This window comes from Aeromicrobium yanjiei, assembly GCF_009649075.1.
Classification (GTDB): Bacteria; Actinomycetota; Actinomycetes; order Propionibacteriales; family Nocardioidaceae; genus Aeromicrobium; species Aeromicrobium yanjiei.
Map to the genome: position 1 here is coordinate 338,313 of NZ_CP045737.1, position 12,677 is coordinate 350,989.

Here is a 12,677-nt window from a genome sequence, read left to right on the forward strand (position 1 = left end):
AGGCTGGGCGCGTGCCACTCGACATCCCTGGAGCCACCCACCTGCACTCGGGCAAGGTCCGCGACCTCTACGAGGTGGAGTCCGGCCACCTCCTGATGGTGGCGTCCGACCGGGTCTCGGCGTTCGACTTCATCCTCGAGCCCGGCATCCCCGACAAGGGCGAGATCCTCACGCGCATGTCGCTGTGGTGGTTCGACCAGCTGGCCGACCTGATCCCCAACCACGTCGTCTCGACCGACGTGCCCGAGCAGGTCCGCGGTCGCGCACTCATCGTCGAGAAGCTCGACATGTTCCCGGTCGAGTGCGTCGCCCGCGGCTACCTCACCGGATCGGGGCTCAGCGACTACGAGGCCACCGGCGAGGTGTGCGGGGTGCCGTTGCCCGCGGGCCTGGTCGACGGCGCGCGACTTCCCGAGCCGATCTTCACCCCGGCCACCAAGGCCGAGCTGGGCGAGCACGACGAGAACGTGTCGTTCGAGGCGGTCACCCACACGATCGGCCTCGAGACCGCCACCGCCCTGAAGGACCTGACGCTCCGTGTCTACGCCCGCGCCGAGGAGATCGCTCGCGAGCGCGGCATCATCCTGGCCGACACCAAGCTCGAGTTCGGCGCCCGCCCCGACGGCACGATCGTGCTGGCGGACGAGGTGCTGACGCCCGACTCGTCCCGCTTCTGGCCGGCCGACTCGTGGCAGCCCGGACGCTCCCAGCCGTCGTACGACAAGCAGTTCGTGCGCAACTGGCTCATCTCGCCCGAGAGCGGATGGGACCGCGCGAGCAACGAGCAGCCGCCGACCCTGCCGGACGAGATCGTCGCGAAGACCCGCGAGCGCTACGTGCAGGCGTACGAGCAGCTCACCGGCGAGACGTTCTGACGCTCGACCGCTCTGCGTCGCTCTCTACCGCCCAGTAGTCTGGCGTGACCGTCGTCGCACCCAAGGAGCACCCGTGGCCAATCTCGCCGCCCTGCTGGAGAACTCCGCCGAGAAGTACGCCGACCGCACCGCGGTCGTCTTCGGCGACACCAAGCTGAACTACGCGCAGGTCAACGGAGCCGCGAACCAAGTGGCCAACCTCCTGGTCGAGCGCGGCATCCAGCCCGGAGACAAGGTCGCGCTCTCGTGCCCGAACCTGCCCTACTTCACGATCGTCTACTACGGCATCCTCAAGGCCGGTGCGACGGTCGTCCCGCTCAACGTGCTGCTGAAGCCCCGCGAGGTGGCCTATCACCTGGCCGACTCCGACGCGAAGGCGTACTTCGCCTTCGAGGGCACGCCCGACCTGCCGATCGGCGAGTCGGCGTGGGAGGGCTTCGAGGCGACCGATACGTGCTCGGAGTTCTTCTTGATCCGCATGGACGCCAAGTGGCCCGAGCCCCTGTCGCCGCCGGAGTACTTCGCGCCGCTCGTGGCCAAGCAGCCCGCGACGTTCGAGACGGTCGAGCGTGACGACGACGACACGGCCGTCATCCTCTACACCTCGGGCACGACCGGGCAGCCCAAGGGTGCCGAGCTGCGCCACCGCAACATGCGCGACAACGCGCTGGCGGGCGTCGACCTGTTCGGCGCCGACGCCGACAACCCCGACACGTACCTGTGCGTGCTGCCGCTGTTCCACTCGTTCGGGCAGACCGTGATCCAGAACGGAGCCTTCGCCTACGGCGGCACCGTCGTGATGCTGCCGCGCTTCGAGGCCAAGCCCGCCCTCGACCTGATGCTGCGCGAGAAGGTCACGTTCTTCGCCGGCGTGCCGACGATGTACTGGGGACTGCTCGCGGCGCTGGACGACACGGTGGACGTCGAGTCGCTCGCAGCGAACCTGCGGGTCGCTGCAGCTGGTGGCGCCGCCCTGCCCGGTGAGATCCACAAGCAGTTCAAGGACCGCTTCGGCGTCACGATCCTCGAGGGCTACGGCCTCTCGGAGACCTCGCCGGTCGCGTCCTTCTCGGTGTACGGCGAGGAGCCTCGCGTCGGCTCGATCGGCAAGCCGATCCCCGGCGTGGAGATGAAGCTGATCCAGAACGACCTGGGATGGACCGACGTCGAGGACGGCCCCGACGCGGTCGGCGAGATCGCGATCAAGGGCCACAACGTGATGAAGGGCTACTACGGTCGCCCCGAGGCGACCGCGGAGGCCATCAAGGACGGCTGGTTCCGCTCCGGCGACCTGGCCAAGAAGGACGAGGACGGTTTCTACTTCATCGTCGATCGGTCCAAGGACATGATCATCCGCGGCGGTTTCAACGTCTATCCGCGCGAGATCGAGGAGGTGCTGATGGAGCACCCGGCCGTCTCGCTGGTCGCGGTCATCGGCGTCCCGAACGAGTCGCACGGCGAGGAGATCAAGGCCGTCGTGGTCAAGAACAAGGACCACGACGACGTCAGCGAGGCCGATCTCGCCGCGTGGGCCAAGGAGCAGCTCGCGGCCTACAAGTACCCGCGCATCGTGCAGTTCGTCGACGAGCTGCCGATGACGTCGACCGGCAAGATCCTCAAGCGCGAGCTGTCCTGAGACCGCCGTGGCAGGATGCCGGAGGGCATCCTGCCACGAGGGTCGGACATCGAGTTTTGCCTGTTAAATCAGGAAAAAAGATGGCCAGAAACCTTGTGGTCGAACACCTGTTCGACTAGGGTTGAGTCATGAACCCGGAGCCGACGATCGACGCGATGCGCACCGCTGCGCAGGCGCTCTCGTCGGGCGACGTGCGGCAGAAGCTGCACGCGGTGCAGCAGGCGCAGGATGCATTGGATGCCGCCAAGGCGGTGCTGCTGGCCGAGCTGCAGACGTCCAAGGACTTCGAGCTCGACGGCGCCTCGACGTTGAACATGTGGGTGCGCAACCAGCTGCACCTGAAGTCAGGGCAGGCAACGACGTTGGTGCGCAACCTGCGCGCGCTCCGAGACCTGACCCTGGTCGCGGAGGCGGCGTTGTCGGGTCAGATCAGTGCCGCCCACGTGCAGGTGTTCGTCTACGGCCTGGCCCATGTGGGGTTGGAGCCGATGCGTCAGTACGAGGACGTCCTGGTCGCGGTTGCGTGTGAGCAGGACCCGGGTGCGCTGTTCGAGGCGGTCAAGGACCTGAAGGACCGGATTCACCCCGAGGACCTCGACGAGGCCTGGAAGGGTGGCATGGACAAGGAAGACTTCGCTGTCGACGCCCTGTTCGAGGGCTGGCACATCACCGGATTCCTCAACACCGTCACCGGGCTGAAGCTGAAGAAGGTGCTCGACTCGATCTCTGCACCGCGGGACAAGGACGACACCCGCACCGGCGCCCAGCGCCGGGTGCAAGGCCTCGATGACCTGTTGGACAGCATCCTGGGCAACGGCCTCCCGTCCGACAAGGGAGTGCGCCCGCACATGTCGGTCTTCGTCGATGCGGAGACCCTTGAAGCAGCGGCCGAGCGGGTGAAGCAGGAGACCGAGCGTCCTCACTTCGTGCCCGACCCCATGCCACCCACCGAGCCCGCGACCCTGGCCGGTCACGGTGCCATCGGTCCGCATCTGCTGATGTTCTTGTTCTGCATGTCCGGTGTCACCGGGTTCGTCCGCGAGCAGGACCAGGTCCTCAACGTCGGCCGCACCAAGTACGAGCCCACCATGAAGCAGCGCAAAGCAGTCCTGGCTCGCCAGAAGGGCATCTGCGCCACACCCGGCTGCCACCACACCCACCTCGAGGTCCACCACAGCGTGTGGTGGTCGTTGGGTGGCCGCACCGACCTGGACCAGCTCGTCGGGTTGTGCGTCCGCTGCCACCACCTCGTGCACCGCGGGGCGTTGCACATCAGCGGCAACGCGGTCGACGGGTTCGAGTTCACCAACCGGTTCCAGCGGCCCGTCCGGCGACGACGAACCGGCTACCGCCGAGCCGCCTGACCCCACCGGTCCGGCGGCCCACCGCCACGCCCGGGGCGCCGATACACTGGGCGCACCGACCACTCTAGGAGCGTCCGTGGCCCGCGTCATCGTCGATGTCATGCCCAAACCCGAGATCCTCGACCCCCAGGGGAAGGCCGTCCACGGCGCCCTGCCGCGGCTCGGCTTCAACGCCGTGACCGATGTGCGTCAGGGCAAGCGCTTCGAGCTCGAGGTCGAGTCCGCCGACGAGGCGACGCTGGCCGAGATCCGTCAGGTGGCCGAGACGCTGCTGTCCAATCCGGTGATCGAGGACTTCTCCGTGCGGGTCGACGACGACGCGGTCGCTCGATGAAGATCGGCGTCGTCACGTTCCCGGGGTCGCTCGACGACACCGACGCGCAGCGGGCCGTGCGCCTCGCGGGCGGGGAGGCCGTCGCGATCTGGCACGGCGACCACGACCTCCAGGGCGTCGACGCCGTCATCCTGCCCGGCGGGTTCTCCTACGGCGACTATCTGCGCTGTGGTGCGATCGCGAGCTTCGCCCCGGTGATGACCGAGGTCATCAGCGCGGCGCAGGGCGGCATGCCCGTGCTGGGCATCTGCAACGGATTCCAGATCCTCTGCGAGTCGCACCTGCTGCCCGGTGCGCTGATCCGCAACAACCACCGCACGTTCATCTGCCGCGACCAGACCCTGCGGGTCGACAACGCGTCGACGGCATGGACCACGGACCTGTCCGAGGGGCAGGAGATCGTCATCCCGCTCAAGAACGGCGAGGGTGGCTTCATCGCCGACGAGTCGACGCTGGACCGGCTGGAGGGGGAGGGCCAGGTCGTCTTCCGCTACGTCGGCGGCAACCCCAACGGCTCGCTGCGCGACATCGCCGGCATCACCAACGAGCGCGGCAACGTCGTGGGGCTCATGCCGCACCCCGAGCACGCGGTCGAGGACCTCACCGGATCCGGCACCGACGGCCTCGCGCTGTTCACCTCGGGCCTGTCGGCTCTGGCCTCGCGCTGACCGGAGCAGGCTGCTCGACCCGGTCGGACTGCTCGACAGCGGCAGACTGGGCCCATGGACACCGGGTCCGCGGACGACATGGCGCCCCTGCGGGACGCTGTGATCGCCTGCGCCGCTGACGACGCGGGTGAGGCGCGCCGGCTCGTCCTGACCCTAGCCGCTGACGTCGGCCTTCGCGCCGTCGTGCTGGTCGAGGGGGAGAGCGACCGGGCGGCGGTGGAGGCGCTGGCCCGCCGCCGCGGCCGTGACCTCGCCGCCGAGTCCGTCTGCATCGTCCCGATCGGCGGAGCCACCAGCATCCGCCGCTTTCTGGACGTCGTCGGCCCGGACCGGCTCGATGTCCGCCTCGGCGGTCTGGTGGACCGGGCCGAGCTGCGCTTCTTCCGGCATGCGCTGCAGGACGTCGGCCTCGGTCTGGACGGCTTCTTCGTGTGCGATGCCGACCTCGAGGACGAGCTCATCCGCGCCCTCGACGTCGCGGGCGTCGAGTCTGTGATCGGGGCGCAGGGCGAGCTCGGCAAGCTGCGGACGTTCGAGCGTCAGCCGTCCCAACGGCATCGCTCGCAGGCCGATCGGCTGCACAGGTTCCTCGGGACGCACAGCGGTCGCAAGGCGCAGTACGCCCGGGCGCTCGTCGACGCGCTGCCGCTCGTCCGGGTGCCGCGGCCACTGGACGACCTGCTGACGTACGTCGGAAGGCGGCTGGAAGAATGAGCGGCATGGATCTCCCCGTTGCCGTCTCCGTCCTGCTCATCGTGGCCGGTCTCTGGAACCTCGTGATCTGGCCGCAGTTCCTGCGCCGCGTGATGAAGGACCCGCGCGCCCGCGACGAGGCAGGCAAGGCCACGACGTTCCTGACCGTGCACCTCGTGCTGGTCACCGTCTCGATGGTGCTCGGCATCGCCGTCGGCATCGTGGGAATCGCCGCACTCGCCTGAGTGTTGATCCCCGCATGAGCACCACGATCAAGCACAACACCGACCAGCAGCGCTACGAGATCTCGGTCGACGGGATCCTGGCCGGCTTCACCGAGGCCACGGAGGACGACAGCGACGTCGTCGTCTTCCCGCACACGGAGATCTTCGACCAGTTCGAGGGCCAGGGGCTCGCCTCCCAGCTCGTCGGCGGTGCGCTCGACGACGTCCGGGTGCGTGGCAAGAAGGTCCGGCCGGTCTGCTCGTACGTGGTCCGATTCATCGAGAAGCACCGGGACTACGCCGATCTCGTCGCCTGAGAGTGGTGTCACACGCTCCCGAGTCGTCGGTGCCGCGCACCGACTGATAGTATGTGAACACGTGAACGCGCAATTCTGCGCTGTTCCGGCCCGACGAAGTAGCGCATCCGTTGCGTGAAATGGTTTGCGGGCACCGTCCCGATACGTCTGTGAGTTCCTTGAATCAGCCTGCCGGCAGCACTGTGCTGCCCACCTTCTCCACCCTTTCCCTTCCCCAGCCGCTCGTCCAGGCGCTCGAGCGTCAGGACATCGTCAACCCCAGCCCGGTGCAGCTGGCGGTCGTCCCCGACGCTCTGGCCGGCAAGCACGTCCTCGGCCGTGCCCGTACCGGCTCCGGCAAGACCCTCGCCTTCGGCATCCCCGTGCTGGTCCGCCTCGCGGGTCGCACCAGCCGCCCCAAGGCCCCGCGTGGTCTGATCCTGCTGCCGACCCGCGAGCTGGCCACCCAGGTCCGCGCCGCGATGGAGCCGCTCGCCCAGAAGATGGGCCTGCGCCTGACGACCGTCTACGGCGGCGTGCCGATCAACAAGCAGATCAACACGCTCAAGAACGGCGTCGACATCGTCATCGCGACCCCGGGTCGTCTGACCGATCTGCTGGATCGCCGCTGCATGACCCTCGACGACATCGAGATCACGGTCCTCGACGAGGCCGACCACCTGTGCGACCTCGGCTTCTACAAGCCGATCGACGCGATCCTCGGTCGTACGCCCGAGAGCAGCCAGCGGCTCCTGCTGTCGGCGACGCTCGACGGTGACGTCAACAAGCTCGTCAAGCGCCACCTGCCGCAGCACGTCCTCCACGAGGTCGACTCGGGCGAGAGCGCCGTCGACACGATGGAGCACCACGTCCTGGTCAGCGGATCGACCGAGAAGTCCAAGGCCGCGTTCGACCTGCTGCGCGCCAACCCGCGCAGCATCGTCTTCACGCGGACCCGTCGCGGTGCCATGCGCCTGGCCAAGCAGCTGACGCAGAACGGCATCGAAGCGGTCGACATGCACGGCGACCTCTCGCAGCGTCACCGTGAGCGCAACCTTGAGGCGTTCAGCTCAGGTCGCGCCAGCGTCATCGTCGCGACGGACGTCGCGGCACGCGGCATCCACGTCGACGGCATCGGTCTGGTCGTGCACTACGACGCGCCCGCCGAGCACAAGGCGTACCAGCACCGCTCGGGCCGCACGGCTCGCGCCGGAGAGTCCGGAGCCGTCGTCACGATGACGACGCCCGAGGCTCTGCGCGACGTCATGCAGCTGCAGAACAAGGCCGGTGTCACGGCACGTCACCACGATGCGCGCACCGCGCCGTCGCCGATGACGGTCGAGGCGCTCTCGGGCGCCGGCACCGCCGCACCGCACGCCTCGTCGGTCCGCCAGGGCGCCCGCTCGGGCGGCAACGGCGGCGGCAGCCGCGGTGGGTCCAGCAGCCGTGGCGGAGGCCGCCCGCAGGGTGGGTTCCGCGGCAACGGCGGCGGACGCCCGCAGGGCTCGGGTGGCAACCGCGGTGGTGGCGGCGGACGCCGTCGCTCCGGCGGCTCCGGCGGCTCCGGCTCGACCACGGTCTACTCCTCCTCGTAGGAGACTCCCGCACGACGAACACACGACGCCGCCCCCGGTCACGCACCAGGGGGCGGCGTCGTTCGTCGTTCGGCGGCGGGTCAGGCGGTCAGCATCGCGTCCGCCAGCGCGACGTCCTTGTGAAAGCGGCGGTGGATGTAGAGCTTCTCGCCGAGCGTGGTGCACTTCCACCACAGTCCGCTCGCGGGGCCGATGCGGGTGTTGCGCGGCAGCTCGCGCAGCACCGACTTGGGGGTGCCCTGCGTCCACTTGCCACAGTCGAGCACGACGATGCGCTGGGTCGTGACGACGACCGCCTCGAAGCGGTTCCAGAAGATCCACAGGTAGGTCAGTGCACCCCACCATCCGCTGATGCGCTGACCGACCATGACGGCCACGACGGGCTCATCCGGTCGGAGAAACTTCTGGGAGTTCTGGACGATCTTGTCCCTGATCATGATGGCCATGCCCGGCAGGTTAGGGCAGCACGGCGCCGTGTGTGCCGGCGGCTCGCCGTCCGCGGAGGACCAGCGTCCGGCGGCGCCGTGGCCCGTGCGCCATGCTGGTGCTCATGCTCGTGAGGGATCGGCTGCCGCGACTCGGCCTGCTCGGCCCTGCGTTCATCGCGGCCGTCGCGTACGTCGATCCGGGCAACGTCGCGACCAATGTGACCGCGGGCTCGACGTTCGGCTACACCCTGGTGTGGGTCGTGGTGATGGCCAACATCATGGCGGTGGTGGTGCAGTACCTCTCGGCGAAGCTCGGGATGGTCACCGGGCAGTCCCTCGCCGAGCACATGGGGGAGAGGCTGCCGCGGGGGCCCCGCATCGCGTACTGGCTGCAGGCCGAGGGCATCGCGGTCGCGACCGATCTCGCCGAGGTCGTCGGCGGCGCGATCGCGCTCAAGCTGCTGTTCGACCTGCCCCTCGTGGTGGGTGCGATCATCACGGCAGCCGTGGCCATGGTGATCCTGCGGGTGGGTGACATGCGGGGCCAGAGCGCGCTGGAGCGCGTCATCATGGGCTTCCTGCTGCTCATCGCCGTGGGGTTCATGGCTGGGCTGTTCATCGATCCGCCGTCGGCAGGGCCGCTGGCGGAGGGGCTCATCCCGCAGTTCGAGGGCTCCGAGAGCGTGCTGCTCGCATCCGGCATCATCGGCGCGACCGTCATGCCGCACGTGATCTATCTGCACTCGAGCCTCACCACGTCGCGCCTGGGCTCGCGTGGCGACGGGCACTCGGTGCGGCAGCTGCTGCGGGCGACCCGCACCGACGTCGTCCTGGCGCTGCTGCTCGCGGGGATGCTCAACCTGTCGCTGCTCGTGGTCGCGGCCACGAGCCTCGAAGGCCTCGATGACACCGACACGCTCGAGGGCGTCCACCGGGTGGTCACGTCCGAGCTGGGCGCCGGCGTCGCGCTGCTGTTCGCGGTGGCGCTGCTGGGCTCAGGACTCGCCTCGACGTCGGTCGGGAGCGCGGCCGGGGCTGAGGTCATGCACGGACTCCTCGGCGTACGCCTGCCGGTCCTCGTGCGCCGGGTCGTCACGCTGATCCCCGCTCTGGTGGTCCTCGTGCTCGGGGCCGAGCCCAGCCGGGCGCTGGTCGTGTCGCAGGTGGTGCTGTCGATCGGCATCCCGTTCGCGCTGGTCCCCCTCGTCCTGCTGACGTCACGGCGCGACCTGATGGGCGAGTACGTCAACGCGCGCGGCACGACCGTCGCCGCGTGGGTCGTCGCCGCGATCGTGATCGCCCTCAATGCTTCCCTGCTGTGGTTGACCTTCACGGGGTGATCGGCGGGTTGAGACGCCTCTTCGCGGGTAGTTACCCCCGGTGGATGACCTGATCAACGCCGACTTCGTCTACCTCCTGATCGGGTTGGCCCTCCTGCTGGCAGTGGTCCTGCCGCACGCCTTGCGGACGGTAGCCCTGTCAGCACCGGTCGTCCTGCTCGCTCTCGGGGTGCTGGCGGGCCTCCTGCCCCTCCCGGACGAGGTGCGGATCAGCCCGGTCGAGGACCGCGCGGTGCTGGAGCACCTGACCGAGTTCACGGTGATCATCTCCCTGATGGGGGTGGGCCTCGCGCTCGATCGCCCGCTCAGCTTCCGCTCCTGGGCCTCGTTCAAGCGGTGGGGGACCACGTGGCGCCTCCTCGCACTGGCCATGCCGATGTCGATCGCCGTCGCGGCGTGGTTGGGTTGGTGGGTGCTGGGGCTGGCACCGGCTTCGGCGATCCTGTTCGGTGCCGCTCTGGCCCCGACCGATCCCGTGCTCGCCTCGGACGTGCAGGTCGAGGGACCCACGACCGACGCCGAGGACGCGACCGAGATCGACGAGCGCGACGAGGTGCGGTTCGCGCTGACGTCCGAAGCAGGTCTCAACGACGCCCTCGCGTTCCCGTTCGTCCACCTCGCGATGCTCGTCGTGGCCGCCACCACGCTCGGGGAGTGGGGCGTCAAGTGGGTCTTCATGGACCTGGTCGAGATGACCGTCGTGGGCGTCGGTGTCGGGGCGGTCGTCGGCTGGGCGCTCGCCAAGGCGGCATTCCGGTCGAGTCGCCCGTCGATCCGCACGGCCGAGACGGGCGAGCCGCTCCTGGCTCTCGCTGCGGTGCTCCTGTCGTACGGCGCCGCCGAGGTCGTGCACGGCTACGGCTTCCTGGCCGTCTTCGTCTGCGCCATGACCTTGCGGTCGATGGAGCGCAGCGCCGACTATCACGCCCTCATGCACGAGGTGATCGAGCGGCTGGAGCGGCTGCTCACCCTCGTGGTCCTGCTCGTGCTCGGGGTCGCGATCTCCGACGGCCTCCTGGAGTCGCTCAGCTGGCGCGGAGTCACGGTGGGCCTGCTGCTGATCCTGGTCGTCCGACCGGTCACGGCCTGGGTCGCGCTTCGGGTGGGACCGAAGCCCGTCGACCGGGTCGGCGATGACCACCTCGGACCACGGGAGCGGCTCGCGACGGCCTTCTTCGGCATCCGCGGCATCGGCTCGATCTACTACCTCGCGTACGCAACGGGGCGCGAGGACTTCAGCGACGTCGACACGTTGTGGTCGACCACCGCCTTCGTCATCGCGGTCTCGGTCGTGCTCCACGGGGTGACCGCGACACCCGTGATGCGCTGGCTGGACCGGCACCGGGAGGCGGCAGCGCGGTGAGACGGCGACGGCTCAGCCGGCCTCCAACCGTGGAGAATTCCCGCGCCAGGCACGATGATTGACCCATGCCCGAGCTGCCCGAGGTCAACGCACTGGTCGAGTTCCTCGACGAGCAGATGACGGGTGCCGCCGTCGCCGCCGTCGAGCTGGCGTCTTTCGCGGTGCTCAAGACGTACGACCCGCCGGTCTCGGCGCTGCAGGGCATGGAGGTCACCGGGGTCACGCGACACGGCAAGTTCATCGACATCGACGTGAGCGGGATCCACGTGATCGTGCACCTCGCGAAGGCCGGTTGGCTGCGGTGGTCGGACAAGCTTCCCGAGACCAAGCTCAAGCTGGGCGCCAGCAACATCGCCGCGCGGGTGCGGCTGGACCGCGGGGACGGCCCGACCATCGGCTTCGACGTCACCGAGGCAGGCACCCGCAAGGGCTTGGCCATGTACGTCGTCAACGACCCGGCGGACGTTGCAGGCATCGCAGCCCTCGGCCCGGATCCGCTCGCGCCGGGCTTCGAGCTGCGTCCGCTCCTGGCGAGGCGGATGCAGGTCAAGCGGCTGTTGCGGGACCAGAAGATCATCGCGGGGGTCGGCAACGCGTACAGCGACGAGATCCTCCAGGCCGCGAAGCTGTCGCCGTTCGCGATCGCCGAGAGCCTCGGCGAGGAGGAGATCGACCGGCTCGAGGCAGCGGTGCAGAGCGTCCTGCGCGAGGCCGTCGAGGAGGCGCGCGGCAAGCCCGCCGACGAGCTCAAGGACGACAAGCGGACTCGCATGCGCGTCCACGGACGCGCGGGGGAGACGTGCCCGGTGTGCGGTGACACCGTGCTCGAGGTGGTCTACGCCGACTCGTCCCTGCAGTACTGCCCCACCTGCCAGACCGGCGGCAAGCCGCTCAAGGACCGCTCGACCAGCAAGTTCCTCAAGTAACCCCACCCAGATTTGCGGACTCCTGCACCGTTCCGCGCGCGGATTCCGTGCAGAAGTCCGCAAATCTGGGGCGGGGCTGGGGCGGGCGGTCAGCCGGCGGCGACCAGGGCGACGGCCAAGGCGGCGAAGACCAGGCCCATGCCCTGCCAGCGGTGGATCCTCTCGCGCAGCAGCACCGCAGCGAGCAGCACGGTGCTGGCCGGGTAGAGCGACGAGATCACCGAGACGATCGACAGCAGGCCGTGGTGGGTCGCGTAGATGAACGCGCCCTGTGCCGTCGCGCCGAGGGGTCCCATCGACACCGCAGCCCAGGCCGCGCGGTCGCGCGGGAACCAGGCCTGGCGCAGCACGGTCGCGGTCACGATGACCGCGACGATCGACGTGCCCTGGGACGCCGCGAGAGGCAGCAGCCCCGCGTCGTCGCCGATCTGCCCGAGGAAGACGAACAGCATCCCGAAGCCCACCCCGGCCAGCACGCCGTCGAGGACCCCGCCGCGGTGGGCCGGGTCGTCGTCCACGACCCGCGAGATCAGCGCGATCGCGGGGAAGGCGCAGACGACACCGACCAGGGCCATCCCGGACGGCCGGTCCCCGGTCAGGAGCCCGACCGCGACCGGGATCAGCGCCGCGCCGATGGCCGAGATCGGGGCGACGACACCCATCCGGGCGCTCGACAGGCCGCGGTAGAGGAAGGCCGCACCGAATCCGCCCCCGAGGCCGGCGAGCGAGCCGAACAGCAGGTCGCGGCCGGTGGGGGAGCCGCCGACCACGAGGGCGACCGCGAGGCTGAAGACGGTGGACGACGACTGACCCACGACCGCGATCTGCCACGCGGAGGCGCGTTTGGAGAAGATCCCGCCGAGGAAGTCGGACACGCCGTACGCGAGCGCCGAGACGAGGGACAGGACGATGGCCACGCGAGCAGCCTAGTAAGT

The 12,677-nt window shown here is 69.3% G+C and carries 14 protein-coding genes; 12 read left to right on the top strand and 2 right to left on the bottom strand.

Translation table 11 applies throughout. From position 1 onward, the window contains the following. The first annotated feature begins 11 nt into the window (after window positions 1-11). The 9 genes from GEV26_RS01905 (at window position 12) to GEV26_RS01945 (ending at window position 7,685) form a co-directional block, all read left to right on the top strand. Window positions 12-875 (top strand): phosphoribosylaminoimidazolesuccinocarboxamide synthase, encoded by an 864-nt coding sequence (locus GEV26_RS01905; RefSeq protein WP_153651499.1) that lies wholly within the window; start codon window positions 12-14, stop codon window positions 873-875. Between the two features lie 73 nt (window positions 876-948). Continuing rightward, the gene (locus GEV26_RS01910; protein ID WP_153651500.1) at window positions 949-2,511 is read left to right on the top strand and encodes a long-chain-fatty-acid--CoA ligase; all 1,563 of its coding nucleotides are present in this window, start codon (window positions 949-951) and stop codon (window positions 2,509-2,511) included. Between the two features lie 128 nt (window positions 2,512-2,639). Further along, entirely contained in the window at window positions 2,640-3,875 is a 1,236-nt protein-coding gene (locus tag GEV26_RS01915; protein ID WP_153651501.1) for an HNH endonuclease, read from the top strand. Between the two features lie 76 nt (window positions 3,876-3,951). Next, window positions 3,952-4,209 (top strand): phosphoribosylformylglycinamidine synthase subunit PurS, encoded by a 258-nt coding sequence (gene purS / locus GEV26_RS01920; protein WP_153651502.1) that lies wholly within the window; start codon window positions 3,952-3,954, stop codon window positions 4,207-4,209. After that, complete coding sequence (purQ, locus tag GEV26_RS01925; RefSeq protein WP_153651503.1) at window positions 4,206-4,877, top strand: phosphoribosylformylglycinamidine synthase subunit PurQ; 672 nt, start codon at window positions 4,206-4,208, stop codon at window positions 4,875-4,877. Before purS ends, purQ begins: the two co-directional genes overlap by 4 nt. A gap of 54 nt (window positions 4,878-4,931) precedes the next feature. Continuing rightward, complete coding sequence (locus GEV26_RS01930) at window positions 4,932-5,591, top strand: TOPRIM nucleotidyl transferase/hydrolase domain-containing protein (protein WP_153651504.1); 660 nt, start codon at window positions 4,932-4,934, stop codon at window positions 5,589-5,591. A 5-nt stretch (window positions 5,592-5,596) separates the two neighbouring features. Then, a complete protein-coding gene (locus GEV26_RS01935; RefSeq protein ID WP_153651505.1) occupies window positions 5,597-5,815 on the top strand; it encodes an SCO4848 family membrane protein in 219 nt (72 codons plus the stop codon). A 14-nt stretch (window positions 5,816-5,829) separates the two neighbouring features. Next, window positions 5,830-6,111 (top strand): GNAT family N-acetyltransferase, encoded by a 282-nt coding sequence (locus GEV26_RS01940; RefSeq protein ID WP_153651506.1) that lies wholly within the window; start codon window positions 5,830-5,832, stop codon window positions 6,109-6,111. 149 nt (window positions 6,112-6,260) lie between these two features. Further along, window positions 6,261-7,685: a DEAD/DEAH box helicase gene (locus GEV26_RS01945; RefSeq protein WP_243838841.1), complete on the top strand. Its 1,425-nt coding sequence runs from the start codon at window positions 6,261-6,263 to the stop codon at window positions 7,683-7,685. A gap of 80 nt (window positions 7,686-7,765) precedes the next feature. Here the strand turns inward: GEV26_RS01945 and GEV26_RS01950 are convergent, their stop codons facing one another. After that, the gene (locus GEV26_RS01950; protein WP_153651507.1) at window positions 7,766-8,131 is read right to left on the bottom strand and encodes a hypothetical protein; all 366 of its coding nucleotides are present in this window, start codon (window positions 8,129-8,131) and stop codon (window positions 7,766-7,768) included. 104 nt (window positions 8,132-8,235) lie between these two features. Between GEV26_RS01950 and GEV26_RS01955 the strand changes: the two genes are divergently transcribed. The 3 genes from GEV26_RS01955 to GEV26_RS01965 all read left to right on the top strand — a co-directional run bounded on the left by GEV26_RS01955 (window position 8,236) and on the right by GEV26_RS01965 (window position 11,742). Then, complete coding sequence (locus tag GEV26_RS01955) at window positions 8,236-9,453, top strand: Nramp family divalent metal transporter (protein WP_153651508.1); 1,218 nt, start codon at window positions 8,236-8,238, stop codon at window positions 9,451-9,453. A gap of 40 nt (window positions 9,454-9,493) precedes the next feature. Then, a complete protein-coding gene (locus GEV26_RS01960) occupies window positions 9,494-10,816 on the top strand; it encodes a cation:proton antiporter (protein ID WP_243838843.1) in 1,323 nt (440 codons plus the stop codon). 65 nt (window positions 10,817-10,881) lie between these two features. After that, on the top strand, window positions 10,882-11,742 hold the full coding sequence (locus GEV26_RS01965) for an Fpg/Nei family DNA glycosylase (protein ID WP_153651509.1): 861 nt from the start codon (window positions 10,882-10,884) through the stop codon (window positions 11,740-11,742). 89 nt (window positions 11,743-11,831) lie between these two features. Here GEV26_RS01965 and GEV26_RS01970 read toward each other — a convergent pair whose 3' ends face one another. After that, on the bottom strand, window positions 11,832-12,659 hold the full coding sequence (locus GEV26_RS01970; protein WP_153651510.1) for an EamA family transporter: 828 nt from the start codon (window positions 12,657-12,659) through the stop codon (window positions 11,832-11,834). Window positions 12,660-12,677 lie beyond the last annotated feature (18 nt).

Coding starts and splice junctions, on each gene's coding strand:
- GEV26_RS01915 (WP_153651501.1), top strand. CDS start 2,640: ATGAACCCGGAGCCGACGATCGACGCGATGCGCACCGCTGCGCAGGCG.
- purQ (WP_153651503.1), top strand. CDS start 4,206: ATGAAGATCGGCGTCGTCACGTTCCCGGGGTCGCTCGACGACACCGAC.
- GEV26_RS01930 (WP_153651504.1), top strand. CDS start 4,932: ATGGACACCGGGTCCGCGGACGACATGGCGCCCCTGCGGGACGCTGTG.
- GEV26_RS01935 (WP_153651505.1), top strand. CDS start 5,597: ATGGATCTCCCCGTTGCCGTCTCCGTCCTGCTCATCGTGGCCGGTCTC.
- GEV26_RS01940 (WP_153651506.1), top strand. CDS start 5,830: ATGAGCACCACGATCAAGCACAACACCGACCAGCAGCGCTACGAGATC.
- GEV26_RS01950 (WP_153651507.1), bottom strand. CDS start 8,131: ATGGCCATCATGATCAGGGACAAGATCGTCCAGAACTCCCAGAAGTTT.
- GEV26_RS01955 (WP_153651508.1), top strand. CDS start 8,236: ATGCTCGTGAGGGATCGGCTGCCGCGACTCGGCCTGCTCGGCCCTGCG.
- GEV26_RS01965 (WP_153651509.1), top strand. CDS start 10,882: ATGCCCGAGCTGCCCGAGGTCAACGCACTGGTCGAGTTCCTCGACGAG.